At 55.1% G+C, this 23,266-nt stretch carries 21 protein-coding genes and 1 riboswitch; of the genes, 10 read left to right on the top strand and 11 right to left on the bottom strand.

The features are described 5' to 3' along the window. Positions 1 to 7: 7 nt before the first annotated feature. From ftsL to leuO, 7 genes are all read right to left on the bottom strand, one after another. The gene (gene ftsL / locus OGX84_RS05150; RefSeq protein WP_012134079.1) at positions 8 to 373 is read right to left on the bottom strand and encodes a cell division protein FtsL; all 366 of its coding nucleotides are present in this window, start codon (positions 371 to 373) and stop codon (positions 8 to 10) included. Next, a complete protein-coding gene (gene rsmH / locus OGX84_RS05145) occupies positions 370 to 1,311 on the bottom strand; it encodes a 16S rRNA (cytosine(1402)-N(4))-methyltransferase RsmH (protein ID WP_024130711.1) in 942 nt (313 codons plus the stop codon). The genes ftsL and rsmH overlap by 4 nt, the downstream gene beginning before the upstream one ends. 2 nt (positions 1,312 to 1,313) lie before the next feature. Further along, the gene (mraZ, locus tag OGX84_RS05140) at positions 1,314 to 1,772 is read right to left on the bottom strand and encodes a division/cell wall cluster transcriptional repressor MraZ (RefSeq protein WP_012134081.1); all 459 of its coding nucleotides are present in this window, start codon (positions 1,770 to 1,772) and stop codon (positions 1,314 to 1,316) included. A 643-nt stretch (positions 1,773 to 2,415) separates the two neighbouring features. After that, positions 2,416 to 3,420: a catabolite repressor/activator gene (cra, locus tag OGX84_RS05135; protein WP_024130712.1), complete on the bottom strand. Its 1,005-nt coding sequence runs from the start codon at positions 3,418 to 3,420 to the stop codon at positions 2,416 to 2,418. Positions 3,421 to 3,684: 264 nt separating this feature from the next. Continuing rightward, positions 3,685 to 4,176 (bottom strand): acetolactate synthase small subunit, encoded by a 492-nt coding sequence (gene ilvN, locus OGX84_RS05130; protein WP_003829566.1) that lies wholly within the window; start codon positions 4,174 to 4,176, stop codon positions 3,685 to 3,687. Between the two features lie 2 nt (positions 4,177 to 4,178). Continuing rightward, positions 4,179 to 5,903, bottom strand: a complete 1,725-nt coding sequence (gene ilvI, locus OGX84_RS05125) for an acetolactate synthase 3 large subunit (protein ID WP_286457511.1) — start codon at positions 5,901 to 5,903, stop codon at positions 4,179 to 4,181. 318 nt (positions 5,904 to 6,221) lie between these two features. Next, positions 6,222 to 7,166, bottom strand: a complete 945-nt coding sequence (gene leuO / locus OGX84_RS05120) for a transcriptional regulator LeuO (protein WP_012134089.1) — start codon at positions 7,164 to 7,166, stop codon at positions 6,222 to 6,224. A 659-nt stretch (positions 7,167 to 7,825) separates the two neighbouring features. Between leuO and leuL the strand changes: the two genes are divergently transcribed. The 5 genes from leuL (at position 7,826) to leuD (ending at position 12,684) form a co-directional block, all read left to right on the top strand. After that, entirely contained in the window at positions 7,826 to 7,912 is an 87-nt protein-coding gene (leuL, locus tag OGX84_RS05115; RefSeq protein WP_047458945.1) for a leu operon leader peptide, read from the top strand. A 90-nt stretch (positions 7,913 to 8,002) separates the two neighbouring features. Further along, the gene (gene leuA, locus OGX84_RS05110) at positions 8,003 to 9,574 is read left to right on the top strand and encodes a 2-isopropylmalate synthase (protein ID WP_012134091.1); all 1,572 of its coding nucleotides are present in this window, start codon (positions 8,003 to 8,005) and stop codon (positions 9,572 to 9,574) included. Continuing rightward, positions 9,574 to 10,665 carry a 3-isopropylmalate dehydrogenase gene (gene leuB / locus OGX84_RS05105; RefSeq protein WP_012134092.1) on the top strand — a complete coding sequence of 364 codons (1,092 nt, stop codon included), beginning with the start codon at positions 9,574 to 9,576 and terminating at the stop codon, positions 10,663 to 10,665. The genes leuA and leuB overlap by 1 nt, the downstream gene beginning before the upstream one ends. Before the next feature lie 2 nt (positions 10,666 to 10,667). Further along, positions 10,668 to 12,068: a 3-isopropylmalate dehydratase large subunit gene (gene leuC / locus OGX84_RS05100; RefSeq protein WP_012134093.1), complete on the top strand. Its 1,401-nt coding sequence runs from the start codon at positions 10,668 to 10,670 to the stop codon at positions 12,066 to 12,068. A 10-nt stretch (positions 12,069 to 12,078) separates the two neighbouring features. Continuing rightward, entirely contained in the window at positions 12,079 to 12,684 is a 606-nt protein-coding gene (gene leuD / locus OGX84_RS05095; RefSeq protein ID WP_112001189.1) for a 3-isopropylmalate dehydratase small subunit, read from the top strand. Between the two features lie 91 nt (positions 12,685 to 12,775). Here the strand turns inward: leuD and OGX84_RS05090 are convergent, their stop codons facing one another. Next, positions 12,776 to 13,954: a sugar efflux transporter gene (locus OGX84_RS05090; RefSeq protein ID WP_286457508.1), complete on the bottom strand. Its 1,179-nt coding sequence runs from the start codon at positions 13,952 to 13,954 to the stop codon at positions 12,776 to 12,778. A 122-nt stretch (positions 13,955 to 14,076) separates the two neighbouring features. Then, positions 14,077 to 14,199, bottom strand: coding sequence for a glucose uptake inhibitor SgrT (gene sgrT / locus OGX84_RS05085; protein WP_024130713.1), 123 nt, complete (start codon positions 14,197 to 14,199; stop codon positions 14,077 to 14,079). 93 nt (positions 14,200 to 14,292) lie between these two features. Here sgrT and sgrR point away from each other — a divergent pair, with 93 nt between their 5' ends. The 4 genes from sgrR (at position 14,293) to thiQ (ending at position 19,386) form a co-directional block, all read left to right on the top strand. Beyond that, the gene (gene sgrR / locus OGX84_RS05080) at positions 14,293 to 15,948 is read left to right on the top strand and encodes an HTH-type transcriptional regulator SgrR (RefSeq protein WP_012134099.1); all 1,656 of its coding nucleotides are present in this window, start codon (positions 14,293 to 14,295) and stop codon (positions 15,946 to 15,948) included. Positions 15,949 to 15,981: 33 nt separating this feature from the next. Continuing rightward, positions 15,982 to 16,103: riboswitch (TPP riboswitch) on the top strand. A 31-nt stretch (positions 16,104 to 16,134) separates the two neighbouring features. Continuing rightward, the gene (gene thiB, locus OGX84_RS05075) at positions 16,135 to 17,118 is read left to right on the top strand and encodes a thiamine ABC transporter substrate binding subunit (RefSeq protein WP_047458953.1); all 984 of its coding nucleotides are present in this window, start codon (positions 16,135 to 16,137) and stop codon (positions 17,116 to 17,118) included. Next, on the top strand, positions 17,094 to 18,704 hold the full coding sequence (thiP, locus tag OGX84_RS05070; RefSeq protein ID WP_047458956.1) for a thiamine/thiamine pyrophosphate ABC transporter permease ThiP: 1,611 nt from the start codon (positions 17,094 to 17,096) through the stop codon (positions 18,702 to 18,704). The genes thiB and thiP overlap by 25 nt, the downstream gene beginning before the upstream one ends. Continuing rightward, the gene (thiQ, locus tag OGX84_RS05065; protein WP_047458959.1) at positions 18,688 to 19,386 is read left to right on the top strand and encodes a thiamine ABC transporter ATP-binding protein ThiQ; all 699 of its coding nucleotides are present in this window, start codon (positions 18,688 to 18,690) and stop codon (positions 19,384 to 19,386) included. Before thiP ends, thiQ begins: the two co-directional genes overlap by 17 nt. A gap of 92 nt (positions 19,387 to 19,478) precedes the next feature. Here thiQ and OGX84_RS05060 read toward each other — a convergent pair whose 3' ends face one another. After that, positions 19,479 to 20,246, bottom strand: a complete 768-nt coding sequence (locus tag OGX84_RS05060) for a DedA family protein (protein ID WP_012134103.1) — start codon at positions 20,244 to 20,246, stop codon at positions 19,479 to 19,481. A 119-nt stretch (positions 20,247 to 20,365) separates the two neighbouring features. After that, positions 20,366 to 21,211: an arabinose operon transcriptional regulator AraC gene (araC, locus tag OGX84_RS05055; RefSeq protein WP_012134104.1), complete on the bottom strand. Its 846-nt coding sequence runs from the start codon at positions 21,209 to 21,211 to the stop codon at positions 20,366 to 20,368. 339 nt (positions 21,212 to 21,550) lie between these two features. Between araC and araB the strand changes: the two genes are divergently transcribed. Then, positions 21,551 to 23,260, top strand: a complete 1,710-nt coding sequence (gene araB / locus OGX84_RS05050) for a ribulokinase (protein ID WP_112001191.1) — start codon at positions 21,551 to 21,553, stop codon at positions 23,258 to 23,260. Positions 23,261 to 23,266: the final 6 nt, after the last annotated feature.

The following is a 23,266-nucleotide window of genomic DNA, read 5'->3' as shown; positions in this document are numbered from 1 at the left end:
TTTATCCTTATTTTTGCACTACGATATTTTCTTGTGAGGGATCGACATGCTGCATCTGCAACTTTTCCGTTGCGATCCGTTCTACCCGGCTATGATCGCCGAGCGCGTTTTCTTCAAGAATCAGGTTGCGCCATTCGATATCCAGCGCATCACGCTCCAGCACCAGTTGCTCGCGCTGCGCGGTTAACAGGCGCGTATGGTGCGCCGTTGTCACGACGGTGACCGCCGTTAAAATGATGCAAATGAACAGGCAGAGTGGCAGCTTCCCAAATCGCAAAAGATCGTCACCGATCACGCCAGGCAAAGCATGGCGATTGGTGATTCCCGTCGATCCCTTCACTTTGCTCAGGGCTTCTGTCACTCTGCTGATCATGCGTTCGTCCTCTCTGCAATACGCAGAACTGAACTACGGGCGCGTGGATTTTCCGCCACTTCTTCTTCGCCCGGCATCAACTTGCCTAATGCTCTTAGCTCACGACCGCCCAGTTTTTTGAGCTGCTCTTCCGTCATCGGCAACCCTGCTGGAACCTGTGGACCGCGGCTTTGCTCACGCATAAAGCGCTTCACAATACGGTCTTCCAGCGAGTGGAAACTGATAATGGAAAGCCGCCCACCCGGGGCCAGCACGCTGAGCGAGCTTTTTAGCGCCTGCTCTATCTCCTCCAGTTCACTGTTCACCCAAATGCGCACCGCCTGGAAGGTACGGGTCGCGGGATGTTTGAATTTGTCCTTCACCGGCGTCGCCGCTGCGACCACTTCCGCCAGTTCTTTGGTGCGGGTCATGGGCTGTTCGCGGTTGCGCTCCACAATGGCGCGGGCAATACGTTTCGCAAAACGCTCTTCGCCAAAGGTTTTCAGCACCCAGGCAATATCGGCTTCTTCCGCGGTTTGCAGCCATTCTGCGGCAGACTGACCGCGCGTTGGATCCATACGCATATCCAGCGGGCCATCGCGCATAAAAGAAAAACCACGTTCAGCATCATCGAGTTGCGGTGAAGAGACGCCAAGATCAAGGAGAATCCCGTCGATCTTGCCGATAAGTTCGCGCTCACTTACATAATCAGCAAGCGCAGAGAAAGGTCCATGAATGATGGAGAAGCGAGGATCATTGATGGCCTGGGCTTCGGCAATAGCCTGCGGATCGCGATCGATCGCCAGCAAACGTCCCTCTTCGCCAAGCCGGGAGAGGATCAGACGTGAGTGGCCGCCGCGACCAAATGTCCCATCAATGTAGATGCCGTCAGGGCGAATGTTCAGACCATTTACGGCCTCGTCCAGCAGCACCGTAGTGTGTTTAAAATTTTCCATCATCATTATAGAGACAAGTCCTGCAGTCGTTCCGACAAGGTTTCGGTTACTGACTGCTCAGCGTCGATATCTTCCTTGACCTGTTGATACCAGGTCGTTTCATCCCACAGTTCAAACTTATTGAACTGTCCAACCAGCATCACTTCTTTCGTCAGCCCGGCATGTTGCCGCAGAATCGGCGCGATCAATAAGCGACCCGCGCTATCCATCTGACATTCGCTGGCATGCCCCAACAGTAAACGCTGCACGCGGCGCTCAACCGGGTTCATGCTCGACAGACGCGATAATTTTTGCTCGATAATTTCCCATTCAGGCAGGGGGTAAAGCAGCAGGCACGGGTGATGGATGTCAATGGTACAAACCATTTGACCGGTAGCGTTCTCGATCAGTTGATCCCGGTAACGGGTGGGCACAGATAAGCGCCCCTTACTGTCGAGATTGACTAACGTTGCTCCCCGGAACATGCCAGCCTCACCCCTTATTACCACTTTGCCCCACAAATTCCCACTTAAAGGAGTTTACGGAGCGGAGGAAAAGCTTGTCAAGCAAGTCAGGACGCTTACCGGAGTAAAAAACCCAATGTATACGGCTAATATCAGCGTTGATTAAATTCCGTCCAACGAGCGAAGCAAATTAACGTCATGAATATTTGTAAGAAAAAAGATCCAAAAACTCATCACCGTTTAAAACGACTCAATATCATCTGATAAAAATATAAAGTGTCAGTTTGCGACGCGAGCGGCATTTTAGGACAATATGCAGCGAGATAACAGTACCTGTTTATCGCTCTCTACGCCCCGCACCGACAAGCCAGCCGCGACGTGAAGGCCACATCGAAAAAAAGTGTTTGTTAATTCGGCAATTCGTCGCCCGCATGTAACAAAATAATACAAAACGGGTTCAATACGACGTCTCAATAAACCTGAAGTCGGTATCGACAGGTTTAAAATCAGCATATTTGAAAGATAAGTCGGATAATTCTAAGGAATAATCTTAATTATGGTGTGAGTATTGTTGGCAGGTGAATATTTGCCCGGTCAGCGACAACGCCGCCGGGCGATTTGCCGGATGGCGGCATAACCGCCTTATCCGGCCGACAGAAATGGACTAACTGCGGCTAAGAATACCGCGACGGTACAAATTACGTTTGATTCGCGTTAAACCTGGCTTCGGTTTACGCGGCTCATCCAGGCTGGCCAGGACGATCTCCAGGACGCGTTCAGCAACATCACGATGACGCTGTGCGACCGCCAGAACCGGACACTGCAAGAAGTCGAGCAGCTCATTATCGCCAAAGGTGGCGATCGCCAGGTTGGAAGGCAGCTTCCCGTCACGACGTAACGTTACATCCATCACGCCCTGCAAGAGCGCAAACGACGTGGTAAACAGCGCCTGCGGCATCGGGTGAGTTTCCAGCCATTTTTCGAACAGCTGCGCCGCCGCTTCCCGCTCGTAGCTGTTGGCATACAGATAGTGTACTTCGCGCGGATCGTCTTTCCATGCGGTACGGAACCCCTGCTCGCGCAGGAAACTGACGGACAGCTCCGGCAACGCGCCCAGGTAAAGCACCGTTTCCGCCGGGAATTTACGTAACTCTGCCGCCAGCATTTCCGCATCATCCTGATCCGCCCCGACAACGCTGGTGAAATGTTCGCGATCCAGCGCGCGATCCAGCGCCACGATGGGGAAGGAACCATTGGCCCAGCGCTGGTAGAACGGATGCTCCGGCGGTAACGAGGTTGATACAATGATCGCATCCACCTGGCGTTGTAGAAGATGTTCGATACACCGCATTTCGTTATCCGGCTGATCTTCTGAGCAGGCAATCAGCAGTTGATAACCGCGCTGGCGCGCCTGGCGCTCCAGGTAGTTTGCGATACGGGTATAACTCGTGTTCTCCAGATCGGGAATGACCAGTCCGATAGAACGTGTGCGTCCAGCACGCAGCCCGGCGGCCACAGCATTCGGGTGGTAATTATGCTCACGCACCACCGCCATGACTTTCTCGACGGTCTTGTCGCTCACGCGGTATTGCTTTGCTTTTCCGTTAATAACGTAGCTTGCAGTCGTTCGCGATACACCGGCCAGCCGAGCGATTTCATCCAGTTTCACAATTGCCCCTTGCGTAAAATGTACAAACCATAACCATTGTGACGGCATGGGTTAAATTTCTTAACATCTAAGCGCAGAATAGTGACTGCGGCAACCGCTTTTATTCCGGGTTACCACTGATTTCGCAAAAAAAAGCCAACGGGTAGCGTCGGCGGAGGTCGAGACGTCACCTGTAGGCCGGATAAGCATTAGCGCCATCCGGCAGGGTATAATGCCTGATGGCGCTTCGCTTATCAGGCCTACAATTGAAAGACAAAACAATGATTAACGCATGATCTTGTCGCCGCGCGAAAGCCCGACGACGCCGGAACGGGCAACTTCAACAATTTTCGCCACTTCACGCAGCGTCGCCAGAAACGCGTCCAGCTTATCGCTGGTGCCTGCCAGCTGAACGGTATAAATAGAAGGCGTGACATCAATAATCTGCCCACGGAAAATCTCCGTGTTGCGCTTCACCTCTTCCCTTCCGTATCCGCTGGCCTGAATCTTCACCAGCATGATTTCTCGCTCAACGTGCGCGCCCTGCCCAAGTTCGCTTACGCGCAGAACATCCACCAGCTTGTGAAGCTGCTTTTCGATCTGTTCCAGGACTTTCTCATCGCCAACCGTCTGGATGGTCATACGCGATAACGTCGGATCGTCGGTCGGCGCGACGGTAAGGCTTTCAATGTTGTATCCACGCTGGGCGAAGAGGCCAATCACACGCGACAATGCACCCGACTCGTTTTCCAGCAATACTGATAATATCCGGCGCATAATCAGGTCCTCTCCGTTTTGCTTAACCACATTTCATCCATCCCGCCCCCACGAATCTGCATCGGGTAGACATGCTCACTGCCATCGACGGTGACATCGACAAACACCAGACGATGGTTACGCACATGTTCCAGCGCTTCGCCCAGCTTGCTCTCCAGTTCATCTGGATGATTAATCTGGATACCGATATGCCCATAAGCCTCGGCAAGGCGTACAAAATCCGGCAGCGATTGCATATAAGATTGCGAATGACGCCCGGAGTAGATCATGTCCTGCCACTGTTTCACCATTCCCAGATAGCGGTTATTCAGGTTGAGCACCAGTACCGGCAGTTCGTACTGTAGCGCCGTCGACAGCTCCTGGATGTTCATCTGAATGCTGCCATCTCCCGTGACGCACACCACCGTTTCATCCGGCAGCGCCATCTTCACGCCCAGAGCCGCTGGCAGGCCAAAGCCCATCGTGCCGAGACCGCCGGAGTTAATCCAGCGACGCGGCTTATCAAAGGGGTAATAGAGCGCGGCGAACATCTGGTGCTGGCCGACATCAGAAGTGACATACGCATCGCCTTTCGTCAGACGCCAGATAGCCTCGATCACCGCCTGCGGTTTAATGCTCTCGCTTTGGATGTCATATTTCAGGCACTGACGGGCGCGCCAGCGTTCAATGTGTTGCCACCAGTCGCGAATATCATCCAGCGGCTGCTGCGCGACTTCCTGCGGCAGTAATTCCAGCATTTGCTCCAGAACCAGGCGCGCATCGCCCACAATGGGAATATCCGCCGTCACGGTTTTAGAGATAGACGTCGGATCGATATCGATATGCAGCACGGTCGCATTCGGGCAGTATTTCGCCAGATTATTGGTCGTGCGATCGTCAAAACGCACCCCGACGGCAAAAATCACATCGGAATGATGCATGGTCATGTTGGCTTCATAGGTGCCGTGCATCCCCAGCATCCCTAACGACTGACGATGCGTGGCCGGGAATGCGCCCAGCCCCATCAGCGACGAGACGACCGGCAGGTTGAGCGCTTCAATGGTTTGCCGCAGTTGTTCATGACAACCCGCATTCACTGCACCGCCGCCGACGTAGACCACCGGTTTTTTTGCCGCCGCCAGCGTTTGCAGCGCGCGCTTAATCTGCCCTTTATGCCCTGTCGTGGTCGGGTTATAAGAGCGCATACTGACCGACTCCGGCCAGACGTAGGGCAACTTTTTCGCCGGATTCAGAATATCTTTCGGGAGGTCCACGACCACGGGTCCAGGACGCCCGCTTGCCGCCAGCCAGAACGCTTTTTTCAGCACCTGCGGGATGTCTTCCGTCTGTTTAACGAGGAAGCTGTGTTTCACCACCGGACGTGAGATCCCCACCATGTCGCATTCCTGAAAGGCGTCATAGCCAATCAACGACGTCGCCACTTGCCCGGAAAGGATGACCAGAGGAATGGAGTCCATATAGGCCGTGGCAATACCGGTGATCGCATTCGTGGCGCCTGGCCCGGAAGTGACCAGAACGACCCCGACTTCACCTGTTGCCCGCGCCAGACCATCCGCCATATGCACAGCCGCTTGTTCATGACGGACAAGCACATGATCAATACCACCGACCGTGTGCAGCGCATCATAAATATCGAGGACCGCGCCCCCGGGATAACCGAATACCTGCTTCACGCCCTGATCGATGAGCGATCGGACGACCATCTCGGCTCCAGACAACATCTCCATGGCTTGCTCCACTATTATGATGATTTACCTTTTGCTAACACATTAACTGCTCACCATGACGCAGGCAATTCAGGCTGATGTCGTCGTTCGAAGATAAATAAGAATAAATGAGATGAAAGCGCAGAAGAAACGGCGAATTACACCAGGATAAGCAGATGTGATGATAAATAATCGCTTAAAAATGGGGACTTACAGCAATATCGCCATTTTTTGCGATATGCGTAAAACGCCTGGATGCACAATTCAGTATAAAATTTCACACACAGACGAAAAAGCAGAATAAACCAGATATTTCACTCTGATTTATTCCGCCCGTATTCACTTTTGACAGACAGAAACCAATAACTCTTCCATCCATTGATGACCCTTATCCCGACCCGCGGCATCATGCCAGGAAAGATAACAGGTCCGGCTATTCAGTTTTAAAGGCAACGGTAATATCTGTAACGCTAATGACTCAGCAAATTCATCGGCTAACCAACGCGGCGCAACTGCCACCAGTTGCGTTTGAGAGACAACATTAAGCACGCTGATCAATGCCATTCCCTGATAAGCGATACAGCTTTGTCTGTCTGGCGTGTCATACCACGGCTGGCTAAATGAGGCATAGCGATCGAGTGAAACGACCGCATGTTGTTCATTATAAACATCGCTCTCCAGCAACGGACCGCTGATACGCGGATGTTTTCTGCTGGCGACAAGCACCATTTCATCTTTAAATAACGATACGCTGGTAAACTCAGGACGGCGAAACTCTTCATACCCAATAACAAATTCCGTTTCCTGATAACGCAGCTGATGTTCCGTATTTTGATTTAACGATGATTTAAAAACGACATGAATATTCGGCGCAATCTTTTCAACGCGATTATAAATAAGCGACGTCAGAATATTATCCAGCGGGCTGCACACGCAAAGATGGAATACACGCTCGCTGCTGGCGGGTTCAAAACCTGAACCGGGCAACTCATTTTGCACCAACTGTAACGCCTGGCGAACGGAACCAAATAGCTGATAAGCGCGCGCCGTTGGCTGGATACCGCGTCCGTACCGGACAAACAGCTCGTCATTAAACATGACTTTCAGACGCGCCACCGCATTACTGACTGCGGGCTGCGACATCCCCAGGGAGTGGGCCGCCCGCGTGATATTCTGCTCTTGCATCACGGCGTCAAAGACGGTCAGTAAATTCAGATCAACCATACGAAGCTGAGGCTTAACCATTTCTATCGGATGCGGTTTATCTATTTCTATCTCTGGCATAGTTAACTCCACTGTCACACTAAACTCCCTTTTTCTTGACGAAATGCAGAAATAATCTCAGGAAATATGATTTATCATGCATATAAAATAAGAAAAAGAGAAAACATAAAAATTAGGAAAACATAAAGGCATCGTTCAGGAAAAGGCGAAAGCCCATGCCAGTACAATACGGCAGAGGCCACAGCACGATGATTCATAATGTTTAAATTACAAAAGCAATATAAACATAAGCGTGGCGAATACACAATCATGCTTTTGGTGAATAATAAATTAAGTTTTAATTAATTGTTTATATTAGTTGTGCTTTTACTCTTAACAATAATTTATCAATAACGTGTGCAACGGATTCATTAATTTATTCACGAAAGATATAAAAATAAATAAAATCAAAAAGATAAGTACGACCTTTGCAATACCTTTACCCCCCTTTCAGCTTGCTGTAGTTGCAAATAAACATGCTCAAATATGTCAAACAGTGAAAAGTATGTACGCACCTCCTGTCGATTTATTTTGCATTCGCCTGAAAGTTCAGCACAATTAGCTAAAGTACAGAACGCAAGATCCCCTCTGCATGGGAGGGTTTATCTGCAACAGGGTTGACATCGCGCAGCGTATCCAGTACCACTAAAAGCATATCGCATTCATCTGGAGTTGATTTAATGATTCGTATCGCTCGCTTTAACGGTCTACTACTACTAAACGCATCTTCGTTGCGCGGTAGACTGGTGAGCGACATTCAGCATTAAGTCAGCATCAGTAAGATTAAAAACCCGCGCCGTTGCGCGGGTTTTTTTATGCTCGAAGCAAGGCGCCCTAAAGAGACAAGGACCTAAACCATGAGCCAGCAAGTCATTATTTTCGATACCACTTTACGCGACGGTGAACAGGCGTTACAGGCTAGCCTGAGTGTGAAAGAAAAGCTGCAAATTGCCCTGGCCCTTGAACGTATGGGCGTCGATGTGATGGAAGTGGGTTTTCCCGTCTCTTCACCTGGCGATTTTGAGTCGGTACAGACTATCGCCCGCCAGGTCAAAAACAGCCGCGTTTGCGCGTTAGCCCGCTGCGTGGAAAAAGACATCGACGTCGCGGCAGAATCACTGAAGGTCGCGGACGCTTTCCGCATCCATACCTTTATCGCCACCTCGCCGATGCATATCGCCACCAAGCTGCGCAGCACGCTGGATGAAGTGATTGAGCGTGCTATCTATATGGTTAAGCGTGCACGTAATTACACTGATGACGTGGAGTTCTCATGCGAAGACGCAGGCCGTACCCCGATTGACGATCTCGCTCGCGTCGTGGAAGCGGCGATCAATGCGGGTGCGAAAACAATCAACATTCCCGATACCGTGGGCTACACCATGCCCTTCGAGTTCGGCGGTATTATTTCCGGGCTGTATGAGCGCGTACCGAATATCGACAAGGCCATCATCTCCGTACATACCCATGATGATTTAGGTCTGGGCGTCGGCAACGCGCTGGCGGCCGTCCACGCGGGCGCGCGTCAGGTTGAAGGCGCCATGAACGGTATCGGCGAACGTGCCGGTAACTGCTCGCTGGAAGAAGTCATCATGGCGATCAAGGTACGCCAGGACATTCTGAATGTGCATACCCGCATCAATCACCAGGAGATCTGGCGCACCAGCCAGTTGGTCAGTCAGATCTGCAACATGCCGATCCCGGCGAACAAAGCGATTGTCGGCAGCGGCGCGTTCGCCCACTCCTCCGGCATTCACCAGGACGGCGTGCTGAAAAACCGTGAAAACTACGAAATCATGACGCCAGAGTCTATCGGCCTGAACCAGATCCAGTTGAACCTGACCTCTCGCTCCGGGCGTGCGGCCGTAAAACACCGTATGGACGAGATGGGCTATAAAGAGAGTGAATACAATCTGGACAACCTGTACGACGCTTTCCTGAAGCTGGCGGATAAAAAAGGTCAGGTATTCGATTACGACCTGGAGGCGCTGGCCTTCATCAATAAACAACAGGAAGAGCCAGAGCATTTCCGTCTGGACTATTTCAGCGTGCAGTCCGGCTCTAACGATATCGCCACGGCCTCCGTCAAACTGGCCTGCGGCGACGACATCAAAGCGGAAGCCGCGAACGGCAACGGCCCGGTCGATGCCATTTACCAGGCCATCAACCGCATCACCGATTACAACATCGAACTGGTGAAATACAGCCTGTCGGCGAAAGGCCACGGCAAAGATGCGCTGGGCCAGGTGGATATCGTCGCCAACTATAACGGCCGTCGCTTCCACGGGGTCGGTCTGGCGACCGATATCGTCGAATCCTCCGCGAAAGCGATGGTGCATGTCCTGAACAACATCTGGCGCGCCGCCGAAGTCGAAAAAGAATTGCAACGCAAAGCTCAGAATAAAGAGAACAATAAGGAAACCGTGTGATGTCGAAGAATTACCATATTGCTGTTTTGCCGGGTGACGGTATTGGCCCGGAAGTGATGGCGCAAGCCCTGAAAGTCCTGGAAGCCGTTCGCAGTCGTTTTGCCATGCGCATTACCACCAGCCATTACGATGTCGGCGGCGCCGCTATCGACAACCACGGTCAACCGCTGCCGAAGGCGACCGTTGAAGGCTGTGAACAAGCGGATGCCATTCTGTTTGGCTCCGTCGGCGGCCCGAAATGGGAAAATCTGCCACCGGACAGCCAACCGGAACGCGGCGCATTGCTGCCACTGCGTAAACACTTCAAATTGTTCAGCAACCTGCGTCCGGCAAAGCTGTACCAGGGGCTGGAAGCCTTCTGTCCGCTGCGCGCCGACATCGCGGCCAACGGTTTCGACATCCTGTGCGTGCGTGAATTAACCGGCGGGATCTATTTTGGTCAGCCGAAAGGCCGCGAAGGCAGCGGGCAACATGAAAAAGCCTTCGATACCGAGGTGTATCACCGTTTTGAAATCGAACGTATTGCGCGCATCGCCTTCGAATCGGCGCGTAAACGTCGCCGTAAAGTTACGTCGATCGACAAAGCCAACGTCCTGCAAACGTCTATTCTGTGGCGCGAGATCGTCAATGAGGTCGCCAAAGCGTACCCGGATGTCGAACTGGCGCACATGTACATCGACAATGCCACGATGCAGTTGATTAAAGATCCCTCTCAGTTTGACGTGCTGCTGTGCTCCAACCTGTTTGGCGACATTCTGTCTGACGAATGCGCGATGATCACCGGCTCAATGGGGATGTTGCCTTCCGCCAGCCTGAACGAGCAGGGTTTCGGCTTGTATGAACCTGCGGGCGGTTCTGCGCCGGATATCGCCGGGAAAAACATCGCCAACCCGATCGCGCAGATCCTGTCGCTGGCGTTGCTGCTGCGTTACAGCCTGGATGCCGACGATGCGGCAACCGCCATTGAAAGCGCCATTAACCGCGCATTAGAAGAAGGTATTCGCACCGGTGATTTAGCCCGTGGCGCTGCCGCTGTCAGTACTGATGAGATGGGCGACATCATTGCCCGTTATGTCGCCGAAGGGGTGTAATCATGGCTAAAACGTTGTATGAAAAATTGTTCGATGCGCATGTGGTCTATGAGGCGCAGAACGAAACCCCGCTGCTGTACATCGACAGGCATCTGGTGCATGAAGTAACCTCCCCGCAGGCGTTTGACGGTCTGCGCGCCCACGGTCGTCCGGTTCGCCAGCCGGGTAAAACCTTCGCGACGATGGATCATAACGTCTCTACGCAAACCAAAGACATCAACGCCTCTGGCGAGATGGCGCGGATTCAGATGCAGGAGTTGATCAAAAACTGCAAAGCGTTCGGCGTGGAGCTGTATGACCTGAATCACCCGTATCAGGGGATCGTCCACGTAATGGGGCCGGAACAGGGCGTGACCTTACCGGGGATGACCATTGTTTGCGGCGATTCCCATACCGCCACGCACGGCGCATTCGGCGCGCTGGCGTTTGGCATCGGCACCTCCGAAGTTGAACACGTTCTGGCGACGCAGACCCTGAAACAGGGCCGCGCAAAAACCATGAAGATTGAGGTGAAAGGCACGGCTGCGCCGGGCATTACGGCGAAAGATATCGTGCTGGCGATTATCGGTAAAACCGGCAGCGCGGGCGGTACGGGCCATGTGGTCGAGTTCTGCGGCGAAGCAATTCGCAATCTGAGCATGGAAGGTCGTATGACCCTGTGCAACATGGCGATCGAGATGGGTGCCAAAGCCGGTCTGGTCGCGCCGGATGACACCACCTTCAACTACGTAAAAGGGCGTCTGCACGCCCCGAAAGGCAGCGATTTTGACGATGCCGTCGCATACTGGAAAACCCTGAAAACCGACGACGGCGCAACGTTCGATACCGTCGTGACCCTGCAAGCGGAAGACATTGCGCCGCAGGTTACCTGGGGAACCAACCCGGGTCAGGTTATCTCCGTCAACGACAATATCCCCGATCCGGCCTCGTTTGCCGATCCTGTCGAGCGCGCAAGCGCCGAAAAAGCGCTGGCCTATATGGGGCTGAAACCGGGCATTCCGTTAACCGACGTGGCGATCGACAAAGTGTTTATCGGTTCCTGCACCAACTCGCGTATTGAAGATTTACGCGCGGCGGCGGAAATCGCCAAAGGGCGTAAAGTTGCACCGGGCGTTCAGGCTCTGGTGGTTCCCGGCTCCGGCCCGGTAAAAGCGCAGGCAGAGGCGGAAGGTCTGGATAAGATCTTTATCGAAGCCGGTTTTGAATGGCGTTTACCAGGCTGTTCCATGTGCCTGGCGATGAACAACGACCGACTGAATCCGGGCGAGCGCTGCGCCTCCACCAGCAACCGTAACTTTGAAGGTCGTCAGGGGCGCGGCGGACGCACGCATCTGGTTAGCCCGGCGATGGCTGCCGCTGCCGCCGTCACCGGTCATTTCGCCGATATTCGCAGCATCAAATAAGGAGCACACCATGGCAGAGAAATTTACCCAACACACCGGCCTGGTCGTCCCGCTGGATGCTGCTAACGTCGATACCGACGCGATTATACCGAAACAGTTTTTACAGAAAGTCACCCGCACCGGTTTTGGCGCGCATCTGTTCAATGACTGGCGTTTTCTGGATGAAAAAGGTCAGCAGCCGAACCCGGAGTTCGTGCTGAACTTCCCGGAATATAAAGGCGCGTCGATTCTGCTGGCGCGGGAAAACTTCGGCTGCGGTTCATCGCGCGAGCACGCGCCGTGGGCGCTGACCGATTACGGCTTTAAAGTGGTCATCGCGCCGAGCTTCGCGGATATCTTCTATGGCAACAGCTTTAACAACCAACTGCTGCCGGTGAAACTGAGCGATGAAGAGGTCGATGAACTGTTCGCCCTGGTGAAAGCCAATCCGGGGATTAAATTTGAAGTGGATCTGGAAGCGCAGATAGTAAAAGCGGGCGATAAGTCCTACAGCTTTAAAATCGACGACTTCCGCCGCCACTGCATGCTGAACGGTCTGGACAGCATCGGCCTGACGTTGCAACACGAAAGCGCAATTGCGGCATACGAAGAGAAACAACCGTCGTTTATGCGCTGATTCTCAGCATACCTGCCGGATGACGGCTTCGCCTTATCCGGCCTGCCACTCTGTGTAGGCCGGATAAGGCGAAGCCGTCATCCGGCATTTTTTACACATCCTTCACCCGCCCGGTCATCACCAGCGCCACCAGCGAAATCGCCGCTATCACCCAGTAAACAGCGAAATGCCCGTAGCTTTGCGCGACCGCGCCCTGAATCACCCCGGCCAGAATCACTCCCGTGGAGATACTGTTGGTAAACAGCGTGGTGGCTGAACCAGCGCGGCCAGGCATTAAATCCTGAAACCACAACATGCCAATCCCCGCCACAATGCCGATAAACACCGCGTTAAACAGTTGCAGGATAAGCAACGCCGTCTGGCTGTGAAAGAAAATCAGGCCGAGATAAAACAGTACCCCCGCAGCCACGGCGATAACCATCATCCGCCGCTTACCGAAGCGCTTCACCGAGTAGCCAGCCAGAATCATCGCCGGGATCTCCAGACCTGCTGCGGTTCCCATCAATATTCCGGCCAGTTTATCCGGTAAACCCAGCTCAAGGCTTATCCATAGCGGCATATCAATGATGTACATGGTGTTGCAGGTCCACATCAGCGTGGAGGCGATAAACAGCATACGGACGTTTTTATCCTGCCAGCCGCCCGCTTCCGTGACCGGAACATCGGCAGGCTGCTCAACGCGCGCCACCGAGGGCAGAATAAAAGCAATCAACGCCAGGCTGATGGCGAATATGCCGGCGGCAATGGAAAACATCGCCGTGAAGCCATAGTTCAGCGCCAGCATAAAAGCCAGCGGCGGGCCAATCACCCATGCCAGTGAAAGCTGCGCACGCATTACCGAGCTGAACATCACCACTTCACGCGCGGAGTTATCGGCATATTCCCGCGCCAACGCAAATAGCTGCGGCATGGCGGTATTGGCCAGCGACGCGAATAACACGCCGCAGGTGATCAGGGTGAGATAATGGCGATTGAAGGCGAACAGTAGCGCGTTGCCAATCGCCATCAGGCAGCAGAACATAATCAGCTTACGGCGATCGCCTTTACTGTCCGAGCGTTTTGCTAATGCAAGGCTGACCAGAATCCCGGCAATCGCGTTGACCGTGTAAAAAAGGCCGACCCAGAACGGCTGCGCACCGACTTCACGACTCAAAAACAGGCTCAGCGTCGGTGCCTGTACCGCTCCCGCCACGCCCATCATAAAGGCAACCAGCATAAAAGCGGCATAAACACCGTTGAGGCGCCGTCCCATCGTCATTAACCAAAGCATACTTTCCCTTTTTATGGATAAACGCAGCCGAAACGAAAAAAGCCAGCAGGAATTATCTGCTGGCGCGGCGATAAACACCAATACTCAGTCACACATGATGTCTGCAATTCGGAAATCCGAGGTCAGGCAGTCACCTCCCACTGCATCAGTTCTTCAAGCATCTTTAAGCGCTGCGGCGCGCTCGGACAAGCCAACCAGGACAACCCTTCTGTCGCGGTAAAGTACTTCAAATAAAACTGACGCATCGAAGACCTCTCCATATTGCTTCATCGGAATCCATTATTGACCTAATATGGGGATAGTAAAATTGCTGAGTTTTGCGCAGGAGTTCCCCTTTTATGTCTTCAGGTCGTCTGCAACAACAGTTCATCCGTCTGTGGCAATGCTGCGACGGCAAAACGCAAGACACCACGCTCAACGAGCTGGCGGACCTGCTGAGCTGCTCCCGCCGCCATATGCGTACGCTGCTGAATACCATGCAGGAACGTGGCTGGTTGACGTGGGAGGCGGAGGTTGGACGCGGGAAACGCTCCCGTCTGACCTTCCTCTATACCGGGCTGGCGCTACAGCAGCAGCGGGCGGAAGACCTGCTGGAGCAAGATCGCATCGACCAGCTGGTACAGCTGGTGGGCGACAAAACCGCCGTGCGGCAAATGCTGGTGTCCCACCTGGGGCGCAGCTTTCGCCAGGGGCGGCATATTCTGCGCGTGCTCTACTATCGTCCAATGCACAACCTGCTGCCTGGCACCGCATTGCGTCGTTCAGAAACCCATATCGCCCGGCAAATTTTCAGCGCACTGACGCGCGTAAATGAGGAAAATGGGGAACTGGAAGCCGATATTGCCCACCACTGGCAACAGATTTCCCCTTTGCAGTGGCGTTTTTTTCTTCGTCCGGGGATTCACTTCCATCACGGACGTGAGCTGGAGATGGAGGATGTCATTGCCTCACTAACGCGCATCAACGCCCTGCCGCTCTACTCGCACATTACCGAGATAGTCTCCCCCACCGCCTGGACGCTGGATATTCACCTGTCGCAGCCGGATCGCTGGCTGCCGTGGCTGCTGGGTCAGGTTCCGGCGATGATCCTGCCGCGGGAGTGGGAAACGCTGAATAACTTCTCCAGCCATCCGATCGGCACCGGCCCTTACGCGGTGATGCGTAATACGCGCAACCAGTTAAAAATCCACGCCTTTGATGATTTCTTCGGCTATCGGGCGCTGATTGATGAAGTGAACGTCTGGGTATTGCCGGACATTGGCGACGAGCCGAACGGCGGTCTGACGTTAAAAGGGCCGACCGAAGATGAAAAAGCCATCGAAAGCCGGCTGGAAGAGGGCTGCTACTATATGCTGTTCGACGCCCGGACGAATCGCGGCGCGAATCAGGAAGTCAGAGAGTGGATAAGCCGCGTGCTCTCCCCCAGCAATTTGCTCTTCTATGCCGACGAGCAATACCAGCGCCACTGGTTCCCGGCTTACGGATTACTGCCCCGCTGGCACCATGCCCGCCCGGGACACGGCGAAAAACCCGCCGGGCTGGAGACAATCACGCTGACCTACTACCACGACCACATCGAACATCGGGTGATCGCGCAGATCATGAGCCAGCTGCTGGCTGAACATCAGGTCCATCTGGATATCCATGAGATCGACTACGATCAATGGCATGCGGGGGAGGTCACTAGCGACATCTGGCTCAACAGCGCCAACTTTACGCTACCGCTCGATTTTTCCCTGTTTGCGCACCTGTGCGAAGTCCCGCTGTTGCAGCATTGCATCCCGCTGGACTGGGAGGGCGACGCCGCGCAGTGGCGAAACGGCGAGATGAACCTGGCAGTGTGGTGCCAGCAATTGCTCGCCAGTAAAGCGATCGTCCCGCTGATCCACCACTGGCTGATCATCCAGGGGCAGCGCAGTATGCGCGGGCTACGTATGAACACCCTCGGCTGGTTTGACTTCAAATCGGCATGGTTTGCGCCACCCGACCCATGATTGCCGCTTAGCAACAAAATCACTACACTAACGCCGTCCTCAACGGGGTGCTGATAAACATACGCAAAACCATTCGTGAAGTGTATGGGCTGAGAAAATACCCGTCGAACCTGATCCGGATAACGCCGGCGAAGGGATTTGAGACTGCTTCTCAAGTCCTTTGCCACCCACTTTATGAGGTGCAAAGTGTTAAAAAAATGTCTTCCCTTGCTACTCCTGTGCGCAGCGCCTGCCTTCGCCAAACCTGTTCTGACCGTCTATACCTATGACTCCTTCGCTGCCGACTGGGGGCCTGGCCCGACAATCAAAAAAGCCTTTGAAGCTGACTGTGATTGCGAACTGAAGCTGGTGGCGCTGGAAGATGGCGTTTCGCTGCTCAACCGCCTGCGAATGGAAGGGAAAAACAGCAAAGCCGACGTGGTGCTTGGCCTGGACAACAACCTGCTGGAAGCCGCCACGCAAACCCGCCTGTTCGCGAAAAGCGGCATTGCACCTGATGCGGTTAACGTGCCAGGCGGCTGGCATAACGACACATTCGTGCCGTTTGATTATGGCTACTTCGCCTTCATCTATGACAAAAACAAACTGAAAAATCCGCCGAAAAGCCTGAAAGAACTGGTAGAGAGCGATCGGAAATGGCGCGTGATTTATCAGGACCCGCGCACCAGTACACCAGGGCTGGGTCTGCTGCTGTGGATGCAGAAAGTCTACGGCGATAACGCGCCGGAAGCCTGGCAAAAACTGGCGGCCAAAACGGTCACCGTCACCAAAGGCTGGAGCGAATCCTACGGCCTGTTCCTGAAAGGCGAAAGCGATCTGGTGCTGAGCTACACCACCTCTCCGGCATATCACATCATCGAAGAGAAAAAAGATAACTACGCCGCCGCCAGCTTCAGCGAAGGTCATTACCTACAGGTGGAAGTGGCTGCGCGCACTGCCGCCAGCAAACAGCCGGAACTGGCAGAAAAATTCCTCAAGTTTATGGTTTCACCAGCATTCCAGAACGCCATTCCCACCGGCAACTGGATGTATCCGGTCGCTGACGTCGCCCTGCCCGCAGGATTTGAACAACTGACGAAGCCATCCACCACGCTGGAATTTACGCCTGCGGAAGTGGCATCCCAGCGTCAGGCATGGATTAGCGAATGGCAACGCGCCGTCAGCCGCTAATTCCCGGCTGGCTGATACCCGGGCTTTCTGCCGCCGCGCTGATGGTGGCAGTGGCTCTGGCGGCATTTCTGGCGCTATGGCTTAACGCGCCGCAGGGTGAATGGTCGTCGCTGTGGCAGGACAGCTACCTGTGGCACGTCGTGCGTTTCTCGTTCTGGCAGGCGTTCCTGTCGGCGCTGCTCTCCGTCATCCCGGCGATTTTCCTCGCCAGAGCGCTCTATCGTCGCCGTTTTCCCGGACGTCTGGCGTTATTGCGCCTGTGCGCCATGACGCTGATTTTACCGGTGCTGGTCGCCGTTTTCGGTATCCTCAGCGTCTACGGTCGTCAGGGCTGGCTGGCCTCGCTGTGGCATACGCTGGGGCTGGAGTGGCATTTCTCGCCCTACGGCTTGCAGGGGATTTTACTGGCGCACGTCTTTTTTAACCTGCCGATGGCAAGCCGCCTGCTGCTTCAGGCGCTGGAAAACATTCCCGGCGAACAGCGACAGCTCGCCGCGCAGCTAGGTATGCGCGGCTGGCACTTCTTCCGCTTTGTTGAATGGCCGTGGCTGCGTCGTCAAATCCCGCCGGTGGCGGCGCTGATTTTTATGCTCTGTTTCGCCAGTTTCGCCACCGTGTTGTCACTTGGCGGCGGCCCGCAGGCTACCACTATCGAGCTGGCCATCTATCAGGCGCTGAGCTACGACTACGATCCTGCCCGTGCGGCCATGCTGGCGCTGATCCAGATGATATGTTGTCTGGCGCTGGTGCTGCTGAGCCAGCGGCTGAGTAAAGCCATTGCCCCCGGCGTCACGCTGGTGCAAGGCTGGCGCGACCCTGACGATCGGCTCCACAGCCGCCTGACGGACAGCCTGCTGATCGCCCTGGCGCTGCTGTTGCTTCTCCCGCCGCTGCTGGCGGTTATTATTGATGGCGTCAATCGCAGCCTGTTGGACGTGCTGGCGCAACCCATTTTGTGGCAGGCGCTGTGGACCTCTCTGCGCATTGCGCTGGCGGCGGGAGTGCTGTGCGTCATCCTGACGATGATGCTTTTATGGAGCAGCCGCGAACTGCGCGCCCGCCAGCAGGTGCTGGCAGGTCAGGCGCTGGAACTGAGCGGGATGTTGATCCTTGCCATGCCCGGCATCGTGCTGGCGACCGGCTTCTTTTTACTGCTCAACAACAGCATTGGACTACCGGAGTCGGCTGACGGTATTGTGATTTTCACCAACGCGCTAATGGCGATTCCCTATGCGCTAAAAGTGCTGGAAAACCCCATGCGCGACGTGACCGCACGCTACAGTATGCTGTGTCAGTCATTGGGCATTGAGGGATGGTCGCGACTGAAGGTGGTGGAACTGCGCGCCCTGAAACGCCCTCTGGCGCAGGCGCTGGCCTTTGCCTGCGTGCTCTCCATCGGTGATTTTGGCGTGGTGGCGCTGTTTGGCAACGACGATTTCCGCACGCTGCCGTTTTATCTGTATCAGCAAATTGGCTCCTATCGCAGCCAGGATGGCGCAGTTACCGCATTATTACTGCTGATGCTCTGCTTTATGCTGTTTACCGTTATCGAAAAATTACCGGGGCGAAATGTTAAAACTGACTGATATCACCTGGCTTTATCACCATTTGCCCATGCGCTTTACACTGTCGGTAGCGCGCGGTGAACAGGTGGCGGTTCTCGGGCCAAGCGGCGCCGGGAAAAGTACGTTGCTGAATTTAATCGCCGGGTTTCTGACACCGGCCAGCGGCACAATAATGATTGAAGGTCAGGATCACACCACGACACCGCCCTCCCGCCGTCCCGTTTCCATGCTGTTTCAGGAAAATAATCTGTTCAGCCACCTCAACGTGCAGCAGAACATCGGGCTGGGGTTAAACCCAGGGCTAAAGCTGAACGCGGCTCAGCGGGAGAAGCTGCATCATATTGCACGCCAGATGGGGATCGAAAATCTGCTGGAGCGCCTGCCGGGCGAGCTTTCCGGCGGGCAACGCCAACGCGTGGCGCTTGCGCGCTGCCTGGTGCGCGAGCAGCCGGTATTGCTGCTCGACGAGCCGTTTTCCGCTCTCGATCCCGCCCTGCGGCAGGAGATGCTGACGCTGGTCAGCGACGTCTGCCGCGACCAGCAATTAACCCTGCTGATGGTGTCGCATAGCGTGGAGGATGCCGCGCGCATTGCGTCACGCTCGATTGTCGTGGCCGACGGGCGTATCGCATGGCAGGGCAAAACGGATGAGTTATTAAGCGGCAATACCAGCGCTTCGGCATTACTGGGCATTAAAGCGTAATGGGATGCCCGGTGGCGCGACGCTTACCGGGCCTACGGACAGGCATCCGTTGTAGGCCGGATAAGCATCAGCGCCATCCGGCAAAAGATTCCTCAGTAACCCACGACTTTACGCAGAATATCGATATACACCGGCATCAGCGGATGACGAAGCAGCATCACCAGCGCGACAATGCCCGCGCCGAGCATCACCGGCGCCAGCCATAACAGGCGGCCTCGCGGTAAAAACGGCGTTAAGCGATCGGCGGCGGCCTTACCGCTACGCCATAACCGCCAGCACAGCCAGGCCGCCAGCCACAGCAGCAGCGCCGTTGCCAACAACAGCCATTTGAAATAGCCGCTCTGCATATCGGCCGGAATGTCGATCGCAGCGCCCGCCAGAATCCCCGGCAAGAAATAGAACGGCGGCCACAGCACGCAGCCAATAATATTCGGCACGATAAATTTCGCGACGGGCAGATCCAGCATCCCCGCCACCATCGGCACCAGCGGCCGCGTCGGGCCGACAAAACGCCCGACCAGAATAGTGAACATGCTGTGTTGATGCAGCGCGTGTTCGGTTTTGTCCAGCAGCGCTTTGTTCTTTTTCATAAAAGACCAGCGGTGCAGCGGCTTTTTGAAGCGCCAGCCCAACCAGAAGGAGATCCAGTCCCCCAGCAGGCAACCGATAATGCCCGCCAGCCACGCATGCCAGAAATTCAGCTCACCGCTGCCGATAAGCGCCCCCAGCCCCGCCATCATCACCGTACCGGGCAGAATCAGACCGACCAACGCCAGCGACTCCAGAAAGGCCACCAGCGCCACCGCAATTAGCGAGTACAGAGCGGATTGGAGAATAAAGTGTTCCAGCAATGCTTGCATAATGTGTCCGTCAGATTTACGAAGCAGCGATTCTGCTAACCCTCACCCGCTTCGTCAAGTCGCCAATTGTCTGAATAGATTACGCGTTATGACATCTTTGCAGACACATCATTCACTTTTTATTCACAACCAGCGCGGAACTCGCTCGGGCTGGCCCCAGTACATTTTTTAAAGACGCGAGAGAAATAAAGCTGATCGTCAAACCCGACATTGCGCCCGACGGTGGCTATCGGCATCCGCGTCGTGCTGAGCAGCAGCTTCGCCTGGCTGATGCGCTGATCCTCGCGCCAGCTCAGTACGCTAATGCCTAACTGTTGGCGGAACAGGTGCGACAGGCGGGACGGCGACAGACAGACGTGCTGCGCCACGCTGGCAATATCAAACTGGCTGTCCGCCAGATGATCGCTGATGTACTGACAGGCGTCGCGCACCCGGCTGTCCATCGGCGGATGCAACGATTCATTGATCGCCTCCATACGTCGCAGCAGAAGCTGCTCCAGCAGGTTAATCGCCAGCAGTTCAGAGTAGCGCCCTTCCCCCTGCCCGGCATTGATGATTTGACCAAAAAGCTCATTAAAGCGCGGCTGGTGCGCTTCGTCAGGGCGGAAAAAACCGGTCTGCGCAAAAATCGTCGGCCAGGTGAGCCACTCCTGCCAGTAGGCGCGCGGTCGGAAGTACACCCACTGGTGATACCATTCGCTCGCGTTGGGATGGCGACCGTAGTGGTGTACCTCGCCAGGCGGAAACAGCAAAATATCCCCCGGACGGCAGACAAACTGTTTGCCGTGGTTATTGATCACCCCTTCCCCGCGAATCGTAAGATTAAGGATATACCCCTTCATCCCCAGCGGGCGGTCGATAAAAAAATCCAGATAGCCGTTCGCCTCAATGGGCGTCAGCCCGGCAACCAGATGCGCATTAAACGAATAACCCGGCAGCAGGGGATCATTTTGCGTTTCAGCCATAAATTCAATACTCCCGGCGTTCTGAGAAGAAACCAATTGTCCATATTGAGTGAGACATCTTCACCTTCCCCTCTGCGCCCCGCCGTCATTGCGGTTACGGACCATCAACCCCGCTTGCGAAAAGAGATTTGTAACAAAGGCCGATTGCGAAGGCGATAAAAACGGGTAACAAAAGTGTCTATAACTACGACAGAAATGTCCACATTGAATATTTGCACGGCGTCACACTTTGCAATGCCATAGCATTTTAATCCATAAGATTAGCGGATCCTGCCTGACGGTTTTTATCCCCGCTATCTACTGTTTCTCCATACCTGTTTTTTTCGATGGAGTAAGACGATGGCGATTGCAATTGGCCTCGATTTTGGCAGTGATTCAGTTCGTGCTCTGGCGGTGGATTGCGCCACCGGGGAAGAGATCGCCACCTGCGTAGAGTGGTATCCTCGCTGGCAGGAAGGGCGCTATTGCGACGCCCCGAACAACCAGTTCCGCCATCATCCACGCGACTACATAGAGTCAATGGAAGCCGCGTTGAAAAACGTCCTCGCGACCCTGAGCGCGTCACAGCGTGGCGAGGTGGTCGGCATCGGCGTCGACAGCACCGGCTCCACCCCTGCCCCCATTGATGCCGACGGCCACGTACTGGCGCTGCGTCCTGAGTTCGCCGAAAACCCGAATGCGATGTTCGTCCTGTGGAAAGATCACACCTCGGTCGAAGAAGCGGAAGCCATCACCCGCCTGTGCCATACGCCGGGCAAAACCGATTATTCCCGCTACATCGGCGGCATTTACTCCAGCGAATGGTTCTGGGCGAAAATTCTGCACGTTACGCGTCAGGACAGCGCCGTCGCGCAGGCTGCCGCCTCCTGGATTGAGCTGTGCGACTGGGTGCCTGCCCTGCTCTCCGGCACCACGCGCCCGCAGGATATTCGCCGTGGTCGCTGTAGCGCCGGACATAAATCGCTGTGGCATGAGAGCTGGGGCGGTTTGCCGCCCGCCAGTTTCTTCGATGACCTCGATCCCATCATCAACCGCCACCTCGCCTGGCCGCTGTTTACCGACACCTTCACTGCCGATCTGCCAGTTGGCACGCTGTGCGCGGAGTGGGCGCAACGCCTCGGCCTGCCGGAAAGCGTGGTCATCTCTGGCGGCGCGTTTGACTGCCATATGGGCGCGGTTGGCGCGGGCGCGCAGCCGAATGCGCTGGTGAAAGTGATCGGCACATCGACCTGCGACATTCTGATTGCCGACAAGCAGAGCGTCGGCGACCGCGCGGTGAAAGGCATTTGCGGCCAGGTAGACGGCAGCGTCGTGCCTGATTTTATTGGTCTGGAAGCGGGACAGTCGGCATTCGGCGATATCTATGCCTGGTTTGGCCGCATTCTCGGCTGGCCGCTGGAGCAGCTTGCGGCGCAGCATCCTGAACTGAAAGACCAAATCGCCATCAGCCAAAAGCAGCTACTCCCGGCGCTGACCGAGGCGTGGGCGAAGAATCCATCGCTGGATCATCTGCCCGTGGTGCTCGACTGGTTTAACGGTCGCCGCACGCCGAACGCTAATCAGCGTCTGAAAGGGGTGATTAGCGATCTGAATCTCGCTACCGATGCGCCAGCGCTGTTTGGCGGGCTGATCGCCGCCACCGCCTTCGGCGCACGCGCCATTCAGGAATGCTTTACCGAACAGGGCATTGCCGTCAACAACGTGATGGCGCTGGGCGGCATCGCCCGTAAGAATCAGGTGATCATGCAGACCTGCTGCGACGTGCTCAACCGCCCGCTACAGATTGTCGCCTCAGATCAGTGCTGCGCGTTAGGCGCCGCCATTTTTGCCGCCGTCGCCGCAAAAGCGCATGTCGATATCCCTGCCGCACAACAAAAAATGGCCAGCGCCGTAGAGAACACCCTGCAACCGCGCCCGGAACAGGCTCAACGCTTCGAACAGCTTTATCAGCGCTACCGGCAGTGGGCGGTCAGCGCTGAACAACACTATCTTCCGACTGCCGCCCCGGCGCCAAAAACCCCGGTCAGCCAGGCAACCCTGACCCATTAAGGACAC

The sequence above is a fragment of the Citrobacter sp. CK202 genome (genome assembly GCF_030333225.1).
Lineage (GTDB): Bacteria > Pseudomonadota > Gammaproteobacteria > Enterobacterales > Enterobacteriaceae > Citrobacter_B > Citrobacter_B koseri.
This window is presented reverse-complemented; position numbering and strand designations above follow the sequence as displayed.

Excerpts from the sequence above, each read along its gene's own strand:
- mraZ (WP_012134081.1), bottom strand. The coding sequence starts at position 1,772 with ATGTTCCGGGGAGCAACGTTAGTCAATCTCGACAGTAAGGGGCGCTTA.
- leuL (WP_047458945.1), top strand. The coding sequence starts at position 7,826 with ATGATTCGTATCGCTCGCTTTAACGGTCTACTACTACTAAACGCATCT.
- leuA (WP_012134091.1), top strand. The coding sequence starts at position 8,003 with ATGAGCCAGCAAGTCATTATTTTCGATACCACTTTACGCGACGGTGAA.
- thiP (WP_047458956.1), top strand. The coding sequence starts at position 17,094 with ATGGCAACGCGCCGTCAGCCGCTAATTCCCGGCTGGCTGATACCCGGG.
- ftsL (WP_012134079.1), bottom strand. The coding sequence starts at position 373 with ATGATCAGCAGAGTGACAGAAGCCCTGAGCAAAGTGAAGGGATCGACG.
- ilvI (WP_286457511.1), bottom strand. The coding sequence starts at position 5,903 with ATGGAGATGTTGTCTGGAGCCGAGATGGTCGTCCGATCGCTCATCGAT.
- ilvN (WP_003829566.1), bottom strand. The coding sequence starts at position 4,176 with ATGCGCCGGATATTATCAGTATTGCTGGAAAACGAGTCGGGTGCATTG.
- leuD (WP_112001189.1), top strand. The coding sequence starts at position 12,079 with ATGGCAGAGAAATTTACCCAACACACCGGCCTGGTCGTCCCGCTGGAT.
- sgrT (WP_024130713.1), bottom strand. The coding sequence starts at position 14,199 with ATGCGTCAGTTTTATTTGAAGTACTTTACCGCGACAGAAGGGTTGTCC.
- OGX84_RS05060 (WP_012134103.1), bottom strand. The coding sequence starts at position 20,246 with ATGCAAGCATTGCTGGAACACTTTATTCTCCAATCCGCTCTGTACTCG.
- araB (WP_112001191.1), top strand. The coding sequence starts at position 21,551 with ATGGCGATTGCAATTGGCCTCGATTTTGGCAGTGATTCAGTTCGTGCT.
- leuO (WP_012134089.1), bottom strand. The coding sequence starts at position 7,166 with ATGCCAGAGATAGAAATAGATAAACCGCATCCGATAGAAATGGTTAAG.
- OGX84_RS05090 (WP_286457508.1), bottom strand. The coding sequence starts at position 13,954 with ATGCTTTGGTTAATGACGATGGGACGGCGCCTCAACGGTGTTTATGCC.
- sgrR (WP_012134099.1), top strand. The coding sequence starts at position 14,293 with ATGTCTTCAGGTCGTCTGCAACAACAGTTCATCCGTCTGTGGCAATGC.
- thiQ (WP_047458959.1), top strand. The coding sequence starts at position 18,688 with ATGTTAAAACTGACTGATATCACCTGGCTTTATCACCATTTGCCCATG.
- rsmH (WP_024130711.1), bottom strand. The coding sequence starts at position 1,311 with ATGATGGAAAATTTTAAACACACTACGGTGCTGCTGGACGAGGCCGTA.
- leuC (WP_012134093.1), top strand. The coding sequence starts at position 10,668 with ATGGCTAAAACGTTGTATGAAAAATTGTTCGATGCGCATGTGGTCTAT.
- araC (WP_012134104.1), bottom strand. The coding sequence starts at position 21,211 with ATGGCTGAAACGCAAAATGATCCCCTGCTGCCGGGTTATTCGTTTAAT.
- leuB (WP_012134092.1), top strand. The coding sequence starts at position 9,574 with ATGTCGAAGAATTACCATATTGCTGTTTTGCCGGGTGACGGTATTGGC.